Genomic DNA, 21,511 nt, shown 5'->3' with positions numbered 1-21,511 from the left:
ACATGCCCGTGCTGAACCGTATCGCCTCTTATGCCGAGGAAATGAAGGGGTGGCGGCGCTATCTGCATCAGCATCCCGAACTGGCGTTCGAGTGTCACCAGACCGCTGCCTGGATCGTGGAGCGGCTGCGCGAGATCGGGGTGGACGAGATCCACGAAGGCATCGCGAAGACCGGGATCGTGGCCTTGATCAAGGGGCGGGCTGACGGTCCGGTGATCGGGCTGCGCGCCGACATGGATGCGTTGCCGATCGACGAGTTGACCGGTGTGCCCTATGCCAGCCTGGAGAAGGGCAAGATGCATGCCTGCGGCCATGACGGGCATGTGACGATGCTTTTGGGTGCGGCGAAGTATCTGGCGGAGACGCGGAATTTCGCAGGCAGTGTGGCGCTGATCTTCCAGCCGGCCGAAGAGGATGGCGGCGGCGGGCAGGTCATGGTGCAGGAGGGCATCATGGACCGCTTCGCGATCGGCCAGGTCTACGGCATCCACAACGCTCCGAACGTGCCCTTCGGGCATTTCCACACGACGCCGGGGCCACTGATGGCCAGCGTCGATACGGCAGTCGTGAAGGTCACGGGCAAGGGCGGGCATGGCGCGACGCCGCATGAATGCGTTGATCCCGTGGTGGCCATTGTGGGGATGGTCAGCGCGGTGCAGACGATCATCCCGCGCAACGTCTATGCGCTGGACGAGGCGGTGCTGTCGGTCACGATGATCCACACCGGAACGGCGTCGAACATCATCCCCGAGGAGGGGTTCTTCGCGGCCACGATCCGCTGTTTCAAGCCCGATGTGCGGGCGCTTTTGAAGAAGCGGTTCCACGAGATCGTCGAGGGTCATGCGACCGCCTACGGCGTCAAGGCCGAGGTCAATTACGACTGGGGCTATCCCGCGACGATCAACCACGAGGAGGAGGCGGATTTCGCCGCCGAGGTGGCGCGCGAAGTTTCGGGCGCCGAGGCGGTGGATGCGCGGGCGGCCCGCGAGATGGGGTCGGAGGATTTCAGCTACATGCTGGAGGCGCGGCCGGGGGCCTATCTGTTCCTTGGCACGGGTCCGGGCGCAGGGCTGCACCACCCGGCCTATGATTTCAACGACGAGGCGGCCCCGGTGGGCGCAAGCTTCTTTGCGCGGCTGGTGGAGAAGGCTCAGCCCCTGGCCTGACGGACAAGCGGGACCAGAGCAAAGCCGATCTGACCGGCCAGGCCAAGCGCGCCCGCTGGCGTGGTCATGCCGGTCAGGAACTGCGCGGGCGTCTGGCCGAAGGCGAGGGCGGTGGCGAGTTCCAGCAGCATCAACACGGTGAAGGCGAGGAGCGACAGTCCCGCGCGCGGCCAAGCTGACAAGGGCCAGCGGCCCAGGACGCGGCCTGCGACCCACCAGGACAGGCAAAGGACCAGCGGCACCTCCAGCGCCACGGCGACAAGGGGGCCGAGGGCAGGCGCGACCAGCGTGACCCGGACAGCGCCGATGACGAAAGCTGCGGCGAAGACCGGAAGGACGTAGGCGAATGCAGCCTTGACGATGGGGGACATCTGCGCGCCTTCTGACAGCTGATCGCGGGGACCTGCACGGGTCTTCATCGCATGATAGGGAGATCGCAGTGAAGCTGTCCGCCTTTTTCGCCCTGCTTGTCGTTGGGGGGCCTGCTTTCGCCGATGACTACCTTGGCTTTCAGTCGCCTACCGGCAACATCCACTGTGCGATGTACATCTTCGATGGCAGCGCCGAGGCACGCTGTGATCTGCGGGACTATGTGCCAAGTTACACGAAGCGCCCGGCGGGCTGCGATCTGGACTGGGGCATGGCCTTCGCGGTCGGTGCCTCCGGCAAGGGCGTGCTGGCCTGTGTCGGCGATACGGTGCAGGACCCGGGAAATGCGGTGCTGCCCTATGGCGAAGCGGTAAGCCTGGGGGGGATTTCCTGCGTCTCGGCCAAGACCGGAATGACCTGCACCAATGCCGACGGGCATGGGTTCAGCGTGGCGAAGGCGAAGCAGAAGCTGTTCTGAACCGGCTGGACCCCGGTGCGGGCGGCGGACGCTCCGCGGGGGATATTTGCGCCAGTATGAAAGCGCGAATCGCGGGAGCTGCGACTGCCTTAGGCCCTGATGGGGCCGGATCAGCCTTTGGACACCAGATCTGGGTGACCCCCAACCTTTGGAACAAGGCGGGGGCTGGCCCGGCTTTGATCAAACTGCTAGTCTGGCGTTGTTATCCATTTGTGTCATTCACCCAAGGAGACCCGACATGACCGCCCCCCTGGCCCTGGCACGGCCCAGCCCGAACTCGATTTGGGAGATGGACCGGAGCCATGCTTTGCACCCCTGGACGAACTTTGGACCCTTCGAGCGCGACGGGTCGCTGGTGATCTCGCGGGGCGAGGGCTGTTACCTCTGGGACACCGAGGGGCGGCGATATCTGGACGCGGTGGGCGGCATGTGGTGCACCAACGTGGGGCTTGGCCGCCGCGAGATGGCGCAGGCGATTGCGGACCAGGTGGAGCGGCTGGCGTTCTCCAACAGCTTTGTCGATGTGACGAACGAACCCTCGGCGCTGCTGTCGGCAAAGCTGGCCGCCCTGGCCCCCGGCGATCTGAACCGGGTGCATCTGACCACGGGGGGGTCCACGGCGGTGGATACGGCGGTGCGGATGGTCTGGTACTGGCAGACCTGCATGGGACGGCCCGAAAAGACCGACATCGTGGCGCGGGATCATTCCTATCACGGGTCGACCTACCTGTCGCAATCCGTGGGCAAGCGTCCCGGCGACCGGGTCGAGGAGTTCCGCTACAAGCACGACGGCATCCACCATCTGACCGCTCCGAACCCCTATCGCCGCCCCGAGGGGATGAGCGAGGCTGCGTTCTGCGATACGCTGGTGGCCGAGTTCGAGGCGTTGATCGACCGGGTGGGCGCGGACCGGATCGGTGGGTTCATCGCCGAGCCGATCCAGGCCAGTGGCGGGGTGATCGTGCCTCCGCCCGGCTATCTGCGCCGGATGTGGGAGGTTTGCCAGCGCCATGACATCCTGTTCATCGCCGACGAGGTGGTGACGGCCTTCGGTCGCCTGGGGCACTGGTTCGCGTCGGAGGCCGAGTTCGGCGTGGTGCCGGACATGATCACCTGCGCCAAGGGGCTGACCTCGGGCTATCTGCCGCTGGGGGCCTTGATCTTCAGCGACCGGATCTGGGAAGGGATGGCCGCGAAAGGTGAGCGGTGGTTCACATCCGGCTTCACCTATTCGGGGCATCCGGTGGCCTCTGCGGCTGCACTGAAGTCGATCGAGATCATCGAGCGCGAGGGGCTGCTGGAAAACGCTGCGCGGGTCGGGGACTACTTTGTCGAGCGGCTGCAGGGGCTTGAGGGATTGCCGCTGGTCGGTCAGGTCCGGGGTCGGCGGCTGATGGTCTGCGTGGAGAATGTGGCCGACAAGGTGACCAAGAAGCCGCTGCCAGACGGGGTGAACGAGTCCAAACGCATCAGCGATGCCGCCGAGGCGATGGGCCTGATGGTGCGGCCGATCGGGCATCTGAACGTGATGTCCCCGCCGCTGACGATCACCGAGGGACAGGTGGATTTCGTGACCGAGACGCTGGAAAAGGCGATCCGGCAGGTCACGGACGAATTGGTGCGCGAGGGGCACCGGATCGGATAGGGCGCCCGGAGTTTTCGAAAACTCCGGACCGGAGCCTTTGAAGGCTCCGCCACGATTTCTTTGGGGAAATCGTCTGCTTGACTCGGGCGCATGGGGCGGGTTTGCTTGGCCGACCGGATCCGCGCGTCTCCGCTGAACGACTGCGCCGACAGACCCGAGACCATCATGGCACTTGAAGACGCGAAAACGCAGGTCGACACTGCGTTCACCCGGAAATCCAACCGGGGCTATTCCTTTGAAAACGCCTTCGGCGGGGCGACCTCGTTCCTACGGCGGACTTACACCAAAGACCTGACCGGGGTTGATCTGGCGATCACCGGCGTGCCCTTCGATCAGGCCGTGACACACCGCGCCGGGACGCGGTTCGGGCCGCGCGCAATCCGGGAAGCCTCGACCCTGCAACCCTATGACCCGCCATTCGGCTGGCCGACCAACCCCCTGGAGGAGATGTCGATCATCGACTACGGCGATCTTGCCTTTGATTATGCCAAGGTTTCGGACTTTCCCGCGACGCTGACCGCGCATATCCGCACGATCCTGGCAGCCGGGGCGGGCACGGTGACGCTTGGGGGCGACCACTACATCACCTTCCCCATCCTGAAGGCCTATGCCGAGAAGTTCGGGCCGCTTGGGGTGATCCACTTCGATGCCCATTCCGACCTTTGGCCCGATGACGATCTTGGCCGCATCGACCACGGCACGATGATGTACAAGGCGGTGAAGCAGGGCTACGTCGATCCCGCAAGGTCCGTCCAGATCGGCATCCGCACCACGACCGAGGATTACCTGGGTGTCCAGGTCATCACTGCGCGTGAGGCGCATGAATGGGGCGTGGCGAAGGTGGTCGAGACGGTGAAGGGCATCGTCGGGGATCGGCCGACCTACCTGACCTTCGACATCGACGCGCTGGACCCGGCCTTTGCGCCGGGCACGGGGACTCCGGTCTGGGGCGGCCTTGCCAGTTGGCAGGCGGCTGCAATGCTGCGCGATCTGGCCGGGATCAACCTGGTCGGGGGCGATGTCGTCGAAGTCTCGCCGCCCTATGCCACCACGGGGGCCACGGCGATTGCCGGGGCGCATGTGGCCTATGAGCTGATCTGCCTGTATCACTGGGCGCGGACACAAAGATGAGGAGAGGGCGCATGGCGGTCTGGATGTTGGGCGGACTGCTTGCAGCGGTGCTTGCCTTTGCCGCTTATGTGCGCCTTGCGCCCTTGGACCCCGGGCGCTGGGATGTCAGTCCCAGCGTCTTGGCATGGGACAACGGCGGCCCCTGGGATGAGGTCGTGGCGATGGAAGGGGGCGCTTCGTTGCGGCTCTCGACGGCAGTGGGCGCACCGGACGCGCTTCTGGCCCGGCTGGATGCCATCGCGCTGGCCACCCCGCGCACGCAGCGGCTGGCCGGCAGTGTCGAGGCGGGGCGGATCACCTGGATCACCCGCAGCGCGCTGTGGGGCTTTCCCGATTACACCACCGCCGAAGCGCGGCCGGACGGATTGTACATCCTCTCCCGCCTGCGGTTCGGACGCAGCGACATGGGTGTCAATGCGGCCCGGCTGAAAGGCTGGCAGGCGTCGTTGACCGGGGGCTGAGACCCCGGGTCAGCGAAATCCTTGCGCGATGTCGGGCTGCATGCGAAGAGGCCGCGAAAGCTTGCAGACCAGGGTGTCGAGTGTCCTTCATGCGCGGTCCTGATCCGTCCTGGCAATGCGTGCTGATCGCCTGGGGCGACCGCTATCCCGTCGGGGACATCAACCGTCTGGTGCGGTCCATCCGGGCAAATTCCCGGGGGCTGCAGCGGGTGATCCTGCTGTCGGACCGCCAGCGTGAGGGGCTGGACCCCACCATTGAGCTTCGGGACATCCCGTCCTGGTATCTGGCGCCGGAATTCCGCGGCGGCGGTTGCCACACCAAGCTGTGCCTTTTCGAACCGGGCGTGGTGCCGGACGATCTGGTGGCGGTCTATGTCGACCTTGACACCCTGGTCTTCGGCGACCTGTCGCAGGTGCTGGACGTGATGCGCACGCCCGCGACCGTGGGTCTGCTGCAAGCCTCGGTTCTGCCTTTTGGCGCGCTGTCGCGGGGGCTGTGCCGGTTGACCGGGGGGCGGACGGCGGCGCGGGGAAATTCGTCATTCGTGGTCTATCACCCGGGCAGGACGGGGTTCATCGCGGCGCGGTTCCGCGAAGTGGTGGCGGCGGGGGCAGACATCCACAAGGGCAGTCTCAGGGCAGATGACCGGTTCATCTCGTGGGTGGCGCAGGCGCAGGTGCGGACCATTTCCAACCGACACGTCGTCAAGTTCCCGGCCGAATACATGCTGCCCTGGCACTGGCTGGTGCATCTGCGCGCAAGTCTGCCCTGGGTGCGGCGGCGGCGCGACGGGCTGGTCGCGGTGACTTTTCCGGGCGTGAACTTCAAGGGCGACGATCTTGCCCGCCTGCCCGACGGGGCCGAAATCGCCGATCGGCGTGGGCGGCGGCTGTTCTGGACCGACCGAGCCGTGGGCGGGATGCGCCGTCTGATCATTCAGCTCTATGCCGGGACGCCGGACCAGAAGTGAACCCTTGACCCTTGCCGGGTTCCGGGCCACACCCCGCGCATGGTTCCGTTGGACAAGCTTGCCCAGATCACCGAACGCTTCGAGTATCTCGAGGCTCAGCTCAATGCCGGGGCCGCCCCGGCCGAGATCGCGAAGATCTCCAAGGAATACACCGACCTGAAACCCGTGGTCGATCAGATCCGCGCCTATCGCCGGTCGCTGGACGATCTGGCCGAGGCCGAGGCAATGCTGGCCGACCCCGAGATGAAGGCCCTGGCCGAGGAAGAGATGCCCCGCCTCAAGGCGCGCATCCCCGACATGGAGCAGGCCTTGCGGCTGGCCCTTCTGCCAAAGGACGCCGCGGATGCGCGCCCGGCGATCATCGAGATCCGGCCCGGCACGGGGGGCGACGAGGCGGCGCTCTTCGCAGGCGATCTGGCCCGGATGTATCAGCGCTATGCCGAACGGATGGGCTGGCGGTTCGAGATCATCAGCGAACAGGCGGGAGAGCTTGGGGGCCTCAAGGAATTCTCGGCCCTGATCGAGGGCGAGGGCGTCTATGCCCGGATGAAGTACGAATCCGGCGTCCACCGCGTGCAGCGCGTGCCCGAGACCGAGGCGCAGGGGCGCATCCACACGTCGGCGGCGACGGTCGCGGTCTTGCCCGAGGCAGACGAGGTCGAGATTTCCATTCCCGCCAGTGACATCCGGATCGACACCATGCGGTCCAGCGGGGCGGGCGGGCAGCACGTCAACACCACCGACTCGGCGGTGCGGATCACCCATATCCCGTCCGGGATCGTGGTGACCTCGTCCGAGAAGTCGCAGCACCGCAACAAGGAGATCGCGATGCAGGTGTTGCGCTCCAGGCTTTATGAGGCCGAGCGCGAGCGTATCCATTCGGCCCGCGCGGCGGACCGGAAGTCCCAGATCGGGTCGGGCGATCGCAGCGAACGCATCCGCACCTACAACTTCCCGCAAGGCCGGATGACCGACCACCGGATCAACCTGACGCTTTACGCGCTGGGGCAGATCATGGCGGGCGACCTGACCGAGGTGATCGACGCGCTGGTGTCGCATGACCAGGCCGAACGGCTGGCGGAGATCGAGGGATGAAGGCTCAGGACGCGCTGCGCCGGGCGGTTCCGCTTCTGCGCGATGCCGGGATCGAGGATGGCGCGCGCGATGCCCGCGTTCTTTTGGCCCATGCCCTTGGGATCGGCCACGACCGGCTGACGCTGAAGCTGCAGGACGACATGACCGAGCCGCAGGAGGCGCTGTACGACGCCGCGCTGCAGGCCCGGTTGGCGCGGCAGCCGGTGGCGCAGATCACCGGGCGGCGGCTCTTCTGGGGGCAATCGTTCCGGGTGACCCGCGACACGCTGGACCCGCGCCCCGAGACGGAAACCTTGGTTGCCGAAGCGCTGAAGGAGCCGTTCCTGAAGCTTCTGGACCTGGGGACGGGGACGGGGTGCATCCTTTTGTCCTGTCTCAAGGGCATGCCGCTGGCGCGGGGCCTTGGGACCGACATCTCGGACCCTGCGCTGCAGGTGGCAATGGGCAACACGCGCGATCTGGGGCTGGAGGCGCGGGCGCGGTTTCGCAAGTCCGACTGGTTTGCCAGCGTGACCGGGACCTTCGACCTGATCGTGTCGAACCCGCCCTACATCGCCGCCTCCGAGATGCCCTCGCTTGCGCCCGAAGTGCGCGACTGGGAACCGGACCTGGCCCTGACGCCGGGCGGAGACGGGCTGGACGCCTACCGCGCCATCGCGCAGGGGGCGGGGTCACGGCTGATGCCGGGCGGGCGCCTTCTGGTCGAAATCGGCCCGACGCAAGGGCAGGCGGTGGCGGCCATGTTCCGGGCGGCAGGGCTGGAAGACATCCGCATCCTGCCCGACATGGACGGGCGCGACCGCGTGGTCGCAGCCGTGAAACCCGGCGGAGATCGCTGCGGCGCTGCGTGATCGCTGCCTATTCAAGGGTATTTGCGCAATTATCCCTTGTCAGGTCGCAAAGCCTGTGGTTATTGACCCTTGTCAGCCGCGGGTTCCCACCTGCCGATGACGCACTGCCCAGGCCCTGCTGACCCTAATTTGCTGCCTATGAGGGGCGGCGGTCGCAGGCCAAAGCCATCAAAAGGACCAGATGCGCTCCTCCAAGAAACGCTCGCGTTCCAGCCAGAACCGCCCGCGCACGCTCGGCAACATCATCAACCGCGTCTTCGACTCATCGGGTCCCGAGGGCAAGGTGCGTGGCACGCCGCAGCAGATCATCGAGAAGTACCAGATGCTCGCCCGCGATGCCCAGTTGTCCAACGACCGCGTGGCGGCCGAGAATTTCCTGCAGCATGCCGAGCACTACACGCGGATGCTGGCCGAGGCGATGAAGGAAATGGCGGTCGAGCAGGAGGCGCGGCAGCAGCAGTACCAGCAAAGCGGCGGGCAACAGGGCGGTGGCCAGCCCGGCCAGCAGGGCGGTCAGCAGAACGGGAATGGCGGCCAGAACTATGGCGGCCAGAACGGCAACGGGAATGGCGGCCAAAACGGGGGCGGCCAGAACGGGGGCGGTCAGAACGGGGGCGGCCAGCAGCCGCGCGGTGATCGGCCCGAAGGCCAGCAGGACCGGCGTGACCGCGACCGTGGCGACCGGCCCGACCGCGACCGGCAGGACCGCCAGGTTCAGGACAGGGACCGTCAGGACCGGGGCGAGCGTCAGGATCGGGGCGAACGTCGGCAGGACTTCAACCGCGACTTCCGCGACGAGCGCAGCCAGCCGTCCGAAGAGCCTGTTCTGGCGACGGACGTGATCGACCTGCATGGCAGCGACGACAGCGGGCTGATCGAGACGCCCGAATCGTCAGGTCGGCGGACCGAGCCGGAGGTGGCCTCACCAGCCGCCGACGCCGCGCCGAAAGAGGGACCTGCCCGCCGGGCGCGCGGACCGCGCAAGCCCAAGGCCGACAAGCCCGACGGCGAGCCGCCGAAGGAAGCGGCAGAATAGGATCGGGCCGCCTTCGGGCGGCCTTTTCGTTTGCTCCGAACGAAAGAAGGTCTCCGGACTTGCGCCCGAAGACCCACCGGGGCCGAAAGCTGGAAGAAGGGGACATGACCTGGCCCCCGGCCCCGGACCGGACACGCGGGATGAGTGACCATCCCGCAGCCCGATGGCAGGATCACATGGCCGGCAGAAGGACCGTGTCGATCACGTGGATCACGCCGTTCGACTGCTTGACGTCGGCGATGGTGACGTTGGCCACGTTGCCCTGGCCGTCCTGGATCATCACCACGCCGTCCTTGTACATCGCGGTGAACTCGCAGCCGCCGACGGTCTTGACCGGGTGGGCGCCCTTGTCGTCATCGACCATCTTCATGATCGCATCCGACATCGCGTCCGCCGCAACGACATGGCAGGTCAGGATCTTGGTCAGCTGATCCTTGTTCTCTGGCTTCAGCAGGGTCTCGACGGTGCCAGCCGGCAGCTTGGCAAAGGCGTCATTGGTGGGCGCGAAGACAGTGAAGGGACCTTCGCCCTGCAGTGTCTCGACCAGGCCCGCAGCCTGAACGGCGGCGACAAGGGTGGTGTGGTCCTTCGAGTTCACGGCGTTCTCGACAATGTTCTTGTCTTCGAACATGGCCGCGCCACCGACCATCGGGTTTTCGGCCAGCGCCATGCCGGTCGACAGGGCAAGGATCGAAAGGCCAAGTTTCAGGGATTTCATCGGGTCGTTCCTCCGGGTTAGGGCGGGGTCATTCCCACCTCACACCTGAAGGAACGGATCGTTTCTGCCGGAAGTTTCGCGCGCCCTACCGGCTCGCGTTTTCGTGATCAGGCGTCCTGGCCGATCTCGGCGGTCAGGATCACCGGGCCGGTCGGCGCACCGGTGGGCGAGCCGCCCTCGGGCTCGATCGAGACGGCAAGCACAAAGCCTGCGGGCGGGACCGGGTACGAGACGACCAGCGGCCGGTCCTGCAGAAGGCCCAGCGAGACCGGGCTTGCGCCGGGGGCGATGACCCAAAGTTCGTGGACCTGGCCCGCGACAGCCGGAACGCCGGCGACGCGGGTCACTTGCAGGCTGCCACCGAAATGGGTGACCTGATACGCCAGCCGGTTGTCGGCAGTGGCCAGCGTCGCAACCCGGTCGGGCCGCGGCGGGGCCAGGATGGTGATGCTGACCAAGGCCAGTGAGGCCGCGACCAGACCGCCAGCAAGCCAGCCGAAGACCCCGAAGCGGCGGGCCGGGGCGGGTCTTGGGAACAAACGCGCCTCGATCTTGGGCAGCAGGTTCGGGGCTGGGGCCTCGGCAAAGCCGTCGTTGAGGCCGCCCAGGCGCATTTCCCAGTCGGTCACGCGCGCCGCAAAGGCCGCATCGCGCTTGATCCGGGCTGCCACCTCGGCGCGTTCGGGGGCGTCAAGGACGCCCAGCACATATTCGGCCGCCAGCGCGTCCTCGGCCTCGCGGGGGGTAAGGGGTGCGTCGGTCATTGCTCGAGACACTCCTTCAGTTTCAGAAGGCTGCGCCGAAGCCAGGTGCGCATCGTGTTCAGGGGCACCGCATGGCGCGCGGCAAGGTCCAGATAGGACAGGCCGTTCAGATAGGCGCCCTTCACCGCGTCAGCCTTGTCGGGGTCCAGCGTGGCAAAGCAGTCGGCCATCCGCCGCGCCTCGCCCTGGGCGACAAGCCGTGTCTCGGCGCGGGGCGTGCTGTCCTGCACCAGGTCCAATCCGTCGTCGGACGTGGCTTCGGGCCGCGCCCGCAGCCGGTCAATGGCAAGGTTGCGTGCGATGGCGATCAGCCAGGTCATGCCTCGGCCCTTGGCCGGATCATAGCGACCGGCGCGCAGCCAAACCCGTGTGTAGACTTCCTGCAAGGCATCCTCCGCCTCTGCGCGTTCATTGAACATACGCAAGAGAACACCCATGAGTTTCGCGGACGTCACGCGATAGAGCTGGCGGAAGGCCTCGCGGTCCGCAGCAGCGCATTTCGTGATCAAATCGGCGACAGGATCGTCCATGTCGGCGACGTTAAGGTTTTTCGCCCGAGGTGCAAGCCTTTCACGGCAAGGACTTATCCGCGCCGCCGCCGCCGCCCGCCGTCATCCCCGCCGGTCTTGGTATTGAAGTTCACGTCGGGAAGCGTGACCACCGACAGAAGGTTCGGGAAAGCCTCGACCGCGTTGGGGATGGCCGAGGCGTTGACGAAATGCTCCTGGAAGCGGGGTTCGATGGCGGTCTCGATCTTGTGGATGTCGCGGACGGTGGCCTCGATCTCGGCCCGTGCGGCGCGGTTCAGAAGGGCGATCCGCGCGCCGGTCCCGGCAGCGTTCCCGGCGGAGGTCACCTTTGCCAGCGGCACGTCGGGGATCATGCCCAGGATCATCGCGTGCTTGGGGCTGATGTGCGCGCCGAACGCCCCGGCCAGGATGATGCGGTCCACGGTGTCGACCTCGAACTTGTCCATCAGGAGCCGCGCGCCCGAGTAGAGCGCGGCCTTCGCCATCTGGATTTCCCGGATGTCGCGGTTGGTGACAGTGATCTTCGGCCCGCCTTCCGCGCTGCCGTCATGGACAAGGTAGGAATAGGTCCGCCCGTCCAGGAACAGCCGGTCCGATCCGGTCTGCTCGTTTGACCCGATCAGCCCTTGCGCATCGACGATGCCCGCCAGCCGCATCTCGGCCACCATCTCGATGATGCCCGAGCCGCAGATGCCGGTCACACCCGTGGTGGCCGTCGCGGCCGCAAAGCCCGGATCGTCGGACCAGAGGTCCGAGCCGATGACCTTGAAGCGCGGCTCTTTCGTCACCGGGTCGATCTCCACCCGTTCGATCGCCCCAGGCGCGGCGCGCTGGCCGCTGGAAATCTGCGCGCCCTCGAAAGCCGGGCCGGTGGGCGAGGAACAGGCAAGGACCTTGGTGGTATTGCCCAGCAGGATTTCGGCGTTGGTTCCGACGTCGACGACCAGCATCAGGTCTTCGGACTTGTCAGGGTTTTCCGACAGCGCCACGGCGGCGGCATCCGCGCCGACATGCCCGGCGATGCAGGGCAGAAGATAGACCCGCGCGGCGGGGTGCATCTGCAGGTCCAGATCGCGGGCGGTCAGCCGCAAAGCGTTGGACGTCGCCAGCGCGAAGGGGGCCTGGCCCAGTTCGTAAGGGTCGATCCCCAGGAAAAGGTGGTGCATGACCGGGTTGCAGACGAAGACCGAGTCCATGATCAGCGCGCGGTCGACCTTGGCCTCCTCGCAAAGCTGGCCGAAGAGGGTGTTCATCGCCTGGCGCACGGCGGCAGTCATCTCGGCCGCGCCCTGGGGGTTCATCATCGAATAGCTGACCCGGCTCATCAGGTCTTCGCCAAAGCGGATCTGCGGGTTCATCAGGCCCGACGACGCCACGACCTCTCCCGTCCGCAGGTCGCACAGATGCCCGGCGATGGTGGTCGACCCAAGGTCCACCGCCACACCGTAGATCGAGCCTTCGTAAAGCCCCGGCCAGACCTGCATGATGCGGGGCGTGTCCGCATCCGACACCTGATGCAGGGCCACGGTGACCTTCCATTCCCCCTTGCGAAGGATCGGCTGCAACGTGGTCAGGATCGGTAGGTCGATGGTGACGCCCTTGAACCCCCACTGGTCGCGCAAGGCGTCCGACAGCCGTTCCAGATCGCCCGAGGGGTCGTGCATGTCCGGCTCGGCCACTTCGACGAAATGCAGATGGACGGACGGGTCCATGCGGATTTCCCGCGCCTCGACGCGCTTGCGGACCACCTGCTTGTGGACCTGGGATTCGGGCGGCACGTCGATCACGACGTCACCCATCACCTTGGCCTGGCACCCCAGCCGCCGCCCGTCGATCAGCCCCCGGATGCGCTTGTAGCGATCCTCGACGGCGTTCCATTCGGACAAGGCGTCCGGCTCGACCGTGACCCCGTGCTTGGAGAACTCGCCATATCCCGGAGTGATCTGGCACTTGGAACAAATCCCGCGCCCGCCGCAGACCGAATCAAGGTCCACCCCCAACTGCCGCGCGGCGGTCAGGACCGGAGTGCCAAGCGCAAATCGGCCGCGCTTGCCCGAGGGGGTGAAGATCACAAGAGCATCTTGATCGGACACGGCTGTCATTCCTGCCTTTGCCCCGCAGCGGGGTCTTCATGGGTAAAGTGGTACTGGATCTGGTCAAAGCGGTCGCGGGCGAAGGCGTAGAACCATCGCAGGGTCTGAGTGGCCCGTGGCACGCCATGCTCGGCCATTCCGGGGATGTAAAGGGCGACCCCGGGTGCCAGGCGGTGCGCAACACCGTCGATCAGCACGTCGCCTTCGCCTTCGATCCCGAAATAGACCTCAGGCTCGGCATGGCGATGAAGCGCAAAGGTTTCACCGGCCCGCATCTCGGCAATGCCGCATACCAAAGCCTCGGTCGGTGTCACCTCGCCCGAAATCAGCGTCCGCCATGCCAAGGTGCCGCGCGCCGGGTCCTCCCAGCGGGCGGGGGCGCAATCCTGCGCGTCTATGCGAAGGGCAGCCGTGTGCGTCATGCTCATGCGGTTCTAATGCGGCTGGCCCGGACAGCAATGCTGGAATACGGCACGTGACAGCGCCATTCCGTCACCGCGTCTTGCCTCTGGCGGGAGGAGTGTCATCGATCAGGCTTATCTTCTCCCAGCTATTGTGCGCGACCTGGCTCAGGGCAGGATCGGGATCACCCACAGAAACACCGCCGCACCCGCAGCCACCAAAGCGAAGGCTGCAGCGCCTCGACTTGGCGCGGAAACCGTGGTCCAGGGTCACAGCCTCGATTGCCACCTGGGCCAGACCCCGGTCAGCAGAACGCTCGACCACCCGGCGTTCCAGACCTTCTGCCGTTGCCAGGATCGTCGCCGGGTCAAGACTGCTCAAACGCAAGGGCGCTGCATGACACTCCGATTGCGCAGCGCAAAATGCTTTCACATTTGCCCAAATATCCCCGCCGGAGGCACCCGAGCGGGTTTGCGTCCTTCACGCAAAACCGCGAGACAAAAGATGTGCGGCGCAAGCCGCTCCGTTTGAAAACCGCCAGCAACGGGGGCGGACGATGGCCCTGATTCAACCCTCTTCAAGCCAGGCCAGGATCGCCGCCCGGTCCCCGTCCAGTCTTGGCGCCGGGGGCAGGGCGGTGACTTCGGGCAGGGTGGACATCTTGATCGGGTTGCCGGTGGCGGTGAAGGCCGGGCCTCCCGGCTGCGGCGTCACGGGCAGCACCATGTTGCGCGCCCGGATCTGGGGATCGGCCAGCACCTCGACCATGTCCTGCACGCGCGCCGTCGGCAGGCCTGCGGCGTCCAGCACCGCAAGCCAATGCGCGACAGGCTGGCCCAGGGTCACCGTCTCGATCAGCCGCTTCAGCAAAGCGTGGTTTTGGCAGCGCGCGGCGTTGGTGGCAAAGCGCGGATCAGCGACGATGGTCAGGCCCAACACAGCGCAAAGCTTGGTGAACATCGCATCGTTCCCGGCCGCGATCACCACAAAGCCGTCGGCGGCGCGAAAGGTCGCGAAGGGGGTGATCGTGGGATGCCGCGCGCCCGTCGGCCCGGGCGCAACCCCTGTGGCCGAGGCGATGGCGACGGCGTGTTCCTGAATGGCCAGCTGGCTGTCCAGCATGGCGACGTCAACAAAGGCACCCTCGCCGGTCCTGTCGCGCTGAAACAGCGCCGCCAGGATGCCTTGCGCAAGATACATCCCCGCGACGATGTCGCCGATGCTGGCCCCGACCCGAACCGGAGGACCACCGCTTTCTCCGGTGATCGACATCACCCCGCCACGGGCCTGCACCACCATGTCGTAGGCCGGCTTCATCGCGTCCGGCCCGGTCTGCCCAAAGCCCGAGACGGCGGCATAGATCAGACGGGGATGGCGGACATGCAGCGCCTCCCAGCCATAGCCCAGCCTCTCCATCACGCCGGGACGGTAGTTTTCCACCAGGACATCGGCCCGGGCCACCAGCCGTTCAAGGATCGCCCGGTCCGCATCGGCCTTCAGGTCCAGCGCGATGGACTGCTTGCCTGCGTTCAGCGTGGCGAAATAGGCGCTTTCGCCCTGCACGAACGGCGGAAAAGCCCGGGTGTCGTCACCCGTGCCCGGCCGTTCGACCTTGATTACCCGCGCACCCAGGGCTTGCAGACCCTGCGTGCAGAAAGGACCCGCCAGCACATGCGTCAGGTCAAGGATCAGGATACCGTCCAGAGGCTTCGTTGCGGGTGCCATGCGTCTCTCCATTTGCCCGATCCTGCCACGCGGATCGTGACCAGACGTTGACGCCGGTCAAATCCCCCTCTACCTCGCGGCCATGGCACGCGCACCCCTTCTTCAGCTTTCCGGCATCTCGCTGACCTTCGGCGGCAATCCGGTCTTCGACGACCTCTCGCTGACCGTCCAGCCCGGCGACCGCGTGGCACTGGTCGGCCGCAACGGGTCGGGCAAGTCCACCCTGATGAAGGTTATGGCGGGTCTGGTCGAGCCGGACCGCGGCAACCGCACCGTGGCTCCCGGCGTGACCGTGGGTTACATGGAGCAGGAGCCGGACCTGTCGCGCTTTGCCACGCTGGGCGATTTTGCCGCCTCTGCCCTGTCGGATGGGATGGACTACCGCCTTGCCGTGGTGGCCGAGGGGCTGAAGTTCAACCCCGAGACCCCGGTTGCCACCGCCAGCGGTGGCGAGCGCCGCCGTGCCGCGCTGGCCAAGCTTCTGGCCGAAGCGCCGGAACTGATGCTTCTGGACGAACCGACCAACCACCTCGACATCCACGCGATCGAGTGGCTGGAGGCCGAGCTGTCGACCACCCGCACCGCCTTTGTCCTGATCTCTCACGACCGCGCCTTCCTGCGCGCGCTGTCGAAGACCACGCTCTGGATCGACCGGGGCGAGGTGCGCCGCCGCGAGGCCGGGTTCGAAGGCTTCGAGGACTGGCGCGAAACCGTCTGGGCCGAAGAGGACGAGGCGCGCCACAAGCTGGACCGCAAGATCAAGCACGAAGCGAAATGGGCCGTCGAAGGCATCAGCGCGCGGCGCAAGCGGAACATGGGCCGGGTCCGGGCGCTGCAGGCGCTGCGGGCCGACAGGGCGGCGCAGATCCGGCGGCAGGGGACAGCGGCCTTTGCACTGGAATCCGGCCCGACCTCGGGCAAGAAGGTGATCGAGGCCGAGGGGCTGACCAAGACTTACGGCGACAAGCTGATCGTCAAGGATTTCTCGATTCGCGTCCTGCGCGGCGACCGGGTGGCCTTCGTGGGGCCGAACGGTGTGGGAAAGACCACGCTGCTCAAGATGTTGACGGGCGAACTTCAACCGGATGCCGGCAAGGTCACGCTGGGCACCAACCTGGAAATCGCCGTCTTCGACCAGACCCGCACCCGGCTGGATCTGGAAGCAAGCCTTTGGGACAACCTGACGGTCGATCCGCTGATGCGGGTCTCGGGCTCGTCGGACCAGGTGATGGTGCGCGGCACGCCAAAGCACGTGGTGGCGTATCTCAAGGACTTCCTTTTCCAGGAAGCCCAAGCCCGGGCCCCCGTCCGCAGCCTGTCGGGCGGCGAACGCGCGCGGCTTCTCTTGGCCAAGCTGATGGCGCAGCCCTCGAACCTTCTGATCCTCGACGAACCGACCAACGATCTGGACGTCGAAACCCTGGACCTCCTGCAGGATATCCTCAGCGACTACGATGGCACCGTGCTTCTGGTCAGCCATGACCGCGATTTCATCGACCGCATCGCGACCGCGACCGTCGCGATGGAGGGCGAGGGCAGGGCGACGGTCTACCCCGGCGGCTGGACGGATTACGCCAACCAGCGGCCGCAACGCACGGAAGACACTGTGAAATCGGGCGGAAAGGCTTCCAGTGCCGCCGCGCCGAAGCCTGTCGAGGCACCTCGCGCCAGCAGCTTGTCCTTTACCGAACGGAAGCGGCTGGACGATCTGCCGGGCGTCATCTCGCGGCTTGAGGCCGAGATCGCCAAGCTGACTGACCTTCTTGCCGACCCCGAGCTTTTCAGCCGCGAGCCGGTGAAATTCCGCAAGGCGACCGAGGCGCTTGCCGACCGCCAGTCCGCGCTTGAGACGGCGGAAACCGAATGGCTGGATCTGGCCGATCGCGTCTGACCTTTCGGAAGCGGCGGGCGATGGCCGAAACCCCGCCGGTTCCTCGGCTGTTCGCCGCCGGGTGAGAACACAGCCCTTCAAGCTGGCGTGAGCGCCCATTGTGCTTTTGCAGCAACATCCCCATTCCCTGTTCCGAGCCGACCGGAACCGTTCCGATCCGTCTGGGGTTGAGGTCGGCCAGAACAAGGAGACAGAAAATGAAAACTATCGCAGCATTCTTTACGACCGTTGCCCTGACCGCCCCCGCCTTTGCCGGTGGACCGGTTGCCGTTGCCGAAGAGCCGATGATCGCTCCGGTGGCTGAAGCCTACGTCGCGCCGGGCCTGGACTGGACCGGTGGCTATGTCGGTGCGCAGCTGGGCTACGGCGATGTCGATTCCAGCACCGGTGCGCTGGAAGGCTACGGCTGGCTTGGCGGCGTCCATGCGGGCTACCGCTGGGACCTTGGCAACTGGGTTGCCGGCACCGAGCTGACCTATGACAAGACCGACATCGATCTTGGCACGACCGGCTCGCTGGACGACGTCATGGCGCTCAAGCTGACTGCGGGTCGCGAGATCGGCAACAGCCTGGTCTACGGCGCGCTGGGTGTGGCCCAGGCCGACGCAACGGTCGGCGGTGTTGACCTCAGCGACAGCGGCCTCGTCTACGGTATCGGCTTCGACTATGCCGTGAACGAGCGTTGGACCGTCGGTGGCGAAGTCCTGGAGCACAACTTCGACGACTTTGATGCCACCGGCATCGATCTTGACGCGACGACCCTGAAGGCCAAAGTCGCGCTTCGCTTCTAATCTTTGTCGGCACGGCTTTCCGCCGTGCCGATCCCTTCTTTCAGGGCGAGGAGCGCAAAAATTGCGTTTCTCGCCCTGATTGCATTCCAGGACGCGGTCAGTGACATGAGAAAATCATGGCAGGTCCTGAAGTCCCTACCACTTCCCGCTTGCGCCACCGCCCGACGAGCGTCCGCCGCCAAAGCCGCTGCCCCCCGATGAACTGCCGCCGCCCCGGCTGGACAGTCCACGGCTTTGCCGACCTTCCCGGCTGGACCAGGACACCGGGTAGGACTTGTGGTCGTTGAACCCGCAACTTGAACAGGTCAGGTGCTGCATGCCGACGCCCGCATCGCTGCGGCTTGGTGGCTGGATCACCTCGTTGGAGCGGTCCAGCGTCAGTGCTCCGCAGTTCGGACAGGTCCGCCGCTTGCGCCGGTTGCGCCAGATCGCGAAGGCACCAAGGGCCGCAACGGCGCCTGCTCCCAGCAGTCCGGTCAGAGAATCCGACCCCGTGCCCGGGCTTTCGAAACCGTCGGTGACCGAGACCGGGATGCCGGCCAGAAACGGCGCGATCAGCCGTTCGCGCGCCGAGACGACGCCGGCTTCGATGCCTTCGGCATAATTTCCCGCGCGCAAGGGGGGCAGGACAGCCGTCGACAGCACCCGCGCGGCGCGTCCGTCATAGACCGGGTCGTAGCCTGCGCCGAGGGCAATCCGCGCCTCGCGCGCTTGCGTGTCCAGAAGCAGCATGATGCCGTCGTTGCGCTCGGCCCCGCCCACACCCCATGCGTTGAAGAGCGCCTTGCCGTAGTCCTCCATCCGCTGTCCCGCGCCGCCTTGGGCCGCGATGCCGGGGACGGTCACGACGACCATCTGCACCCCCGTCGCATCGCGCATTTCGACCAGAAGGCGCGAGATGCGCCCCTCGGCCGTGGCGTCAAGCACGTCGGCGAAGTCGGAAACGGTATCGCTTTGCGGCTGGGGCAGGTCCTGCGCCAGAACGGGAGAGGCAAACACCAGGGCAATCGCAAGAGAACGGAGGAACATCATGCAAGCATTTCTTGAACTGTCTTTGCGATAAGCGTGACATCTTCTTGGCGGCAGTCAAATGATCCGACCTGCACCCGGATCGCAAAGCGCCCGTCGACGCGGGTCTGGGTCAGGTAGATCCGGCCATCGTCGTTGATCCGCTGCAGAAGGGCCTCGGTCTTTTCGTCCGTCGCCAGGGCAAAGCTGAAGAGCGACAACCGCGGCTCGGTCACGATCTGCACGCCCGGCAGGGCTGCCAACTGGTCCCGCGCCATCTGTGCCCAGGCGACATGGTCCCGAATCCGCGCCCGCAACCCCTCCAGCCCATAGGCGCGCAGGACAAACCACAGCTTCAGCGCCCGGAACCGGCGGCCAAGGGGGACGGTCCATTCGTTGAAATTGACGATCTCTTCGCGCCCCGCTGTCTCCAGGTAGGTTGGTCGCAGGCCCAGGGTCCGGACCTGCGCGCCGGGGTCACGCAAGAGCTGGACCGAACAGTCGAACTGCGCGCCAAGCCACTTGTGCGGGTTGAAGACCACCGAATCAGCGCCCTCGATCCCGGCCCAGAGATCCCGGAACTCGGGGCAGATCATCGCCGATCCCGCCCAGGCCGCATCGACATGGACCGGCACGCCCTCCGCTTGTGCGGCACAGATGCACTCGCCGATCCGGTCGAAGGCCCCGACACTGGTGCCGCCCGCACAGAGGATCACACCCGCCGGGACCAGACCCGCCGCCCGGTCCGCCACAATCGCCGCCCGCAGCGCCGCCCCGGTCATCGCCCGGTCCGCATCGGTCGATACCTTGACCAGGTTGCGCTGCCCGATCCCCGCCACCCGGATCGCCTTGTCGACCGAGGAATGCGTTTCGGCGCTGGCATAGAAGCGCAAGACCGGTGCGCCCGACAGCCCATCCTCCAGCCCGCGCCAGCCCAGTGCTTTCTCGCGCATTGTCAGCACGGCCGACAAGGTTGCGTTCGTCGCCGAATCGTGGATCGTCCCGACAAAGCCTTCAGGCAGACCGACCGCCTGGCGCAGCCAATCGACCATCACCTGCTCGATCTCCGTGGCGGCCGGAGATGTCTGCCAGATCAAGGCGTTGCAGGCCATCGCGTTGGCCAGCTGTTCGGCCAGCATCGACGCCGGGGCCGCGTTGGCCGGGAAATAGGCAAAGAAGCGCGGGTGCTGCCAGTGGGTCATGCCCCCCGGCACGATCTGTTCGAAGTCGGCCCAGATTGCCTCCATCGGTTCGGCTGCCTCGGGCGGGGCAGGGTCCAGCTGCCGCGCGATGGCGCCAGGCACCAGGGGGGCGCGCACCGGTCGGTCGCGCAGACCCGCGTGGTAGTCCGCCGCCCAGTCCGCCGCCCGCTTCGACCAGTGCCGCAAGCCTTCGTGGTCCATCTTCAGCCCCCCAGTTGCTGCGCCCTGAAAGCATGTCGTCCGAACTTGGGCAAGGTTCCACCCTCATGCCGACACGCAAGCTCCTTTTTCCGGCCATCACGATTGGTTAAGGTCATGGCCGTAGCATTCCCACGCCAAGGCTTCGTGAGGTCCCATGTCCCTGTCCCGCCGCGCCGCCCTTCTGGGCTTTTCCAGCCTGCTTCTGTCGGCCTGCGTCGGGCCGGGCAGCAGCTTTCGGACCGAATACACCCCGGTCCCACCCGTGCTGGCTTCCAACTGGCGCCTGGCCGAAGTGCAGGTCACCGTTCCCCGGACCCTGAAGGTCTCTGAAGCCAAGACCTACCTGCCCACAGCCGATATCGTCTGGCGCGAAGACCCGCTGGGTGACCGCTATGACCAGGTCGGCAAGATCATCGAGGCGGCGGTGCTGCGCGGCGCGCGGGGCCTGTCCGGCGCGCGGCCGGTCATCATCGCGGTGACCGTGACCCGGTTCCACGCCCTGACGTTCGAGGCCGAGCAGCGGTTCGAGAATGCCGGTGTCCACAACATCAAGTTCACCGCCCAGGTCATCGATGCCCGCACGGGTGAGGTTCTGGTGCCTGCAACCCAGATCCGGGCCGAACTTCCCGCCCCCTCGGGCAAGACGATGCGCGAGCTGCGGCGCAAGGGGCAAAGCCAGAAGTCGATGATCACCGCCCATGTCGCCAAGACCGTGGCCGGCTGGTTGGGCCTTGGCCCCGACGTGCGCGGCAGCTTCAGCCGTCAGGGCAACTAAGCTTGCGCTACCCCAGCGCGGCCTGCACCTTCCTGGGCAGGCCCGCCCGGATCAGCGCATAAGAAGTCGCGATCCGCTCGCGTAGCTCGTCATCCGGCACCTGACAGAACGGGATGCGCACCCAGGACGCGTGCAGGTATGGCGCGCGGATCGCGCGTCCCGTCTCGATCAGAAGCCGCGCCGTTTCCACATGGTCGGTCTTGACGGA

General features: G+C 66.3%; 23 protein-coding genes. 12 read left to right on the top strand and 11 right to left on the bottom strand.

Annotation, left to right across the window (positions count from 1 at the left end; translation table 11 throughout):
- Positions 1 to 2 precede the first annotated feature (2 nt).
- Positions 3 to 1,166 carry a M20 aminoacylase family protein gene (locus U1E69_RS22290; RefSeq protein WP_322246691.1) on the top strand — a complete coding sequence of 388 codons (1,164 nt, stop codon included), beginning with the start codon at positions 3 to 5 and terminating at the stop codon, positions 1,164 to 1,166.
- Here U1E69_RS22290 and U1E69_RS22285 read toward each other — a convergent pair.
- Positions 1,151 to 1,537 carry a hypothetical protein gene (locus tag U1E69_RS22285; RefSeq protein ID WP_322246690.1) on the bottom strand — a complete coding sequence of 129 codons (387 nt, stop codon included), beginning with the start codon at positions 1,535 to 1,537 and terminating at the stop codon, positions 1,151 to 1,153. The genes U1E69_RS22290 and U1E69_RS22285 overlap by 16 nt on opposite strands.
- Before the next feature lie 68 nt (positions 1,538 to 1,605).
- Here U1E69_RS22285 and U1E69_RS22280 point away from each other — a divergent pair, with 68 nt between their 5' ends.
- From U1E69_RS22280 to U1E69_RS22245, 8 genes are all read left to right on the top strand, one after another.
- Entirely contained in the window at positions 1,606 to 2,013 is a 408-nt protein-coding gene (locus U1E69_RS22280; protein WP_322246689.1) for a DUF6636 domain-containing protein, read from the top strand.
- A gap of 238 nt (positions 2,014 to 2,251) precedes the next feature.
- Complete coding sequence (locus tag U1E69_RS22275; RefSeq protein WP_322246688.1) at positions 2,252 to 3,658, top strand: aminotransferase; 1,407 nt, start codon at positions 2,252 to 2,254, stop codon at positions 3,656 to 3,658.
- Positions 3,659 to 3,823: 165 nt separating this feature from the next.
- Positions 3,824 to 4,789: an agmatinase gene (gene speB / locus U1E69_RS22270; RefSeq protein ID WP_322246687.1), complete on the top strand. Its 966-nt coding sequence runs from the start codon at positions 3,824 to 3,826 to the stop codon at positions 4,787 to 4,789.
- An 11-nt stretch (positions 4,790 to 4,800) separates the two neighbouring features.
- Positions 4,801 to 5,250: a DUF1499 domain-containing protein gene (locus U1E69_RS22265; protein ID WP_322246686.1), complete on the top strand. Its 450-nt coding sequence runs from the start codon at positions 4,801 to 4,803 to the stop codon at positions 5,248 to 5,250.
- Between the two features lie 89 nt (positions 5,251 to 5,339).
- Positions 5,340 to 6,221, top strand: a complete 882-nt coding sequence (locus U1E69_RS22260; RefSeq protein WP_322246685.1) for a hypothetical protein — start codon at positions 5,340 to 5,342, stop codon at positions 6,219 to 6,221.
- 39 nt (positions 6,222 to 6,260) lie between these two features.
- Positions 6,261 to 7,316 carry a peptide chain release factor 1 gene (gene prfA / locus U1E69_RS22255; RefSeq protein WP_322246684.1) on the top strand — a complete coding sequence of 352 codons (1,056 nt, stop codon included), beginning with the start codon at positions 6,261 to 6,263 and terminating at the stop codon, positions 7,314 to 7,316.
- Complete coding sequence (gene prmC / locus U1E69_RS22250) at positions 7,313 to 8,167, top strand: peptide chain release factor N(5)-glutamine methyltransferase (RefSeq protein WP_322246683.1); 855 nt, start codon at positions 7,313 to 7,315, stop codon at positions 8,165 to 8,167. Before prfA ends, prmC begins: the two co-directional genes overlap by 4 nt.
- 181 nt (positions 8,168 to 8,348) lie before the next feature.
- Positions 8,349 to 9,203 (top strand): DUF4167 domain-containing protein, encoded by an 855-nt coding sequence (locus tag U1E69_RS22245; protein ID WP_322246682.1) that lies wholly within the window; start codon positions 8,349 to 8,351, stop codon positions 9,201 to 9,203.
- Between the two features lie 172 nt (positions 9,204 to 9,375).
- Here the strand turns inward: U1E69_RS22245 and U1E69_RS22240 are convergent, their stop codons facing one another.
- From U1E69_RS22240 to U1E69_RS22210, 7 genes are all read right to left on the bottom strand, one after another.
- Positions 9,376 to 9,921 carry a fasciclin domain-containing protein gene (locus tag U1E69_RS22240; protein WP_322246681.1) on the bottom strand — a complete coding sequence of 182 codons (546 nt, stop codon included), beginning with the start codon at positions 9,919 to 9,921 and terminating at the stop codon, positions 9,376 to 9,378.
- Between the two features lie 107 nt (positions 9,922 to 10,028).
- The gene (locus U1E69_RS22235) at positions 10,029 to 10,685 is read right to left on the bottom strand and encodes an anti-sigma factor domain-containing protein (protein WP_322246680.1); all 657 of its coding nucleotides are present in this window, start codon (positions 10,683 to 10,685) and stop codon (positions 10,029 to 10,031) included.
- The gene (locus tag U1E69_RS22230; RefSeq protein WP_322246679.1) at positions 10,682 to 11,215 is read right to left on the bottom strand and encodes a sigma-70 family RNA polymerase sigma factor; all 534 of its coding nucleotides are present in this window, start codon (positions 11,213 to 11,215) and stop codon (positions 10,682 to 10,684) included. Before U1E69_RS22230 ends, U1E69_RS22235 begins: the two co-directional genes overlap by 4 nt.
- 53 nt (positions 11,216 to 11,268) lie before the next feature.
- The gene (locus tag U1E69_RS22225; protein ID WP_322246678.1) at positions 11,269 to 13,308 is read right to left on the bottom strand and encodes an ASKHA domain-containing protein; all 2,040 of its coding nucleotides are present in this window, start codon (positions 13,306 to 13,308) and stop codon (positions 11,269 to 11,271) included.
- Positions 13,309 to 13,313: 5 nt separating this feature from the next.
- Positions 13,314 to 13,736 (bottom strand): cupin domain-containing protein, encoded by a 423-nt coding sequence (locus U1E69_RS22220; protein WP_322246677.1) that lies wholly within the window; start codon positions 13,734 to 13,736, stop codon positions 13,314 to 13,316.
- Between the two features lie 64 nt (positions 13,737 to 13,800).
- Complete coding sequence (locus U1E69_RS22215; protein WP_322246676.1) at positions 13,801 to 14,091, bottom strand: hypothetical protein; 291 nt, start codon at positions 14,089 to 14,091, stop codon at positions 13,801 to 13,803.
- A gap of 186 nt (positions 14,092 to 14,277) precedes the next feature.
- Positions 14,278 to 15,435, bottom strand: a complete 1,158-nt coding sequence (locus U1E69_RS22210; RefSeq protein WP_322246675.1) for a CoA transferase — start codon at positions 15,433 to 15,435, stop codon at positions 14,278 to 14,280.
- Positions 15,436 to 15,517: 82 nt separating this feature from the next.
- Here U1E69_RS22210 and U1E69_RS22205 point away from each other — a divergent pair, with 82 nt between their 5' ends.
- Together U1E69_RS22205 and U1E69_RS22200 are read left to right on the top strand one after the other, a co-directional pair.
- A complete protein-coding gene (locus U1E69_RS22205; RefSeq protein WP_322246674.1) occupies positions 15,518 to 17,326 on the top strand; it encodes an ABC-F family ATP-binding cassette domain-containing protein in 1,809 nt (602 codons plus the stop codon).
- Positions 17,327 to 17,523: 197 nt separating this feature from the next.
- On the top strand, positions 17,524 to 18,117 hold the full coding sequence (locus tag U1E69_RS22200; protein WP_322246673.1) for an outer membrane protein: 594 nt from the start codon (positions 17,524 to 17,526) through the stop codon (positions 18,115 to 18,117).
- 135 nt (positions 18,118 to 18,252) lie between these two features.
- Here the strand turns inward: U1E69_RS22200 and U1E69_RS22195 are convergent, their stop codons facing one another.
- Entirely contained in the window at positions 18,253 to 19,146 is an 894-nt protein-coding gene (locus U1E69_RS22195) for a TPM domain-containing protein (RefSeq protein ID WP_322246672.1), read from the bottom strand.
- On the bottom strand, positions 19,146 to 20,528 hold the full coding sequence (locus U1E69_RS22190) for a pyridoxal phosphate-dependent decarboxylase family protein (RefSeq protein WP_322246671.1): 1,383 nt from the start codon (positions 20,526 to 20,528) through the stop codon (positions 19,146 to 19,148). The genes U1E69_RS22195 and U1E69_RS22190 overlap by 1 nt, the downstream gene beginning before the upstream one ends.
- Positions 20,529 to 20,682: 154 nt before the next feature.
- On the opposite strand from U1E69_RS22190, the gene U1E69_RS22185 reads away from it, so the two are divergent.
- Positions 20,683 to 21,303 (top strand): DUF6778 family protein, encoded by a 621-nt coding sequence (locus tag U1E69_RS22185; protein ID WP_322246670.1) that lies wholly within the window; start codon positions 20,683 to 20,685, stop codon positions 21,301 to 21,303.
- Positions 21,304 to 21,310: 7 nt separating this feature from the next.
- Here the strand turns inward: U1E69_RS22185 and U1E69_RS22180 are convergent.
- Positions 21,311 to 21,511 (bottom strand): MmcQ/YjbR family DNA-binding protein (locus tag U1E69_RS22180; protein WP_416200321.1); only part of this gene is annotated, 201 nt, incomplete at its 5' end.

The organism is Tabrizicola sp., from assembly GCF_034366665.1.
Classification (GTDB): domain Bacteria; phylum Pseudomonadota; class Alphaproteobacteria; order Rhodobacterales; family Rhodobacteraceae; genus Tabrizicola.
Note: the sequence above shows the minus strand (reverse complement) of the source record. Positions and strands in the feature narration are given on the sequence as shown.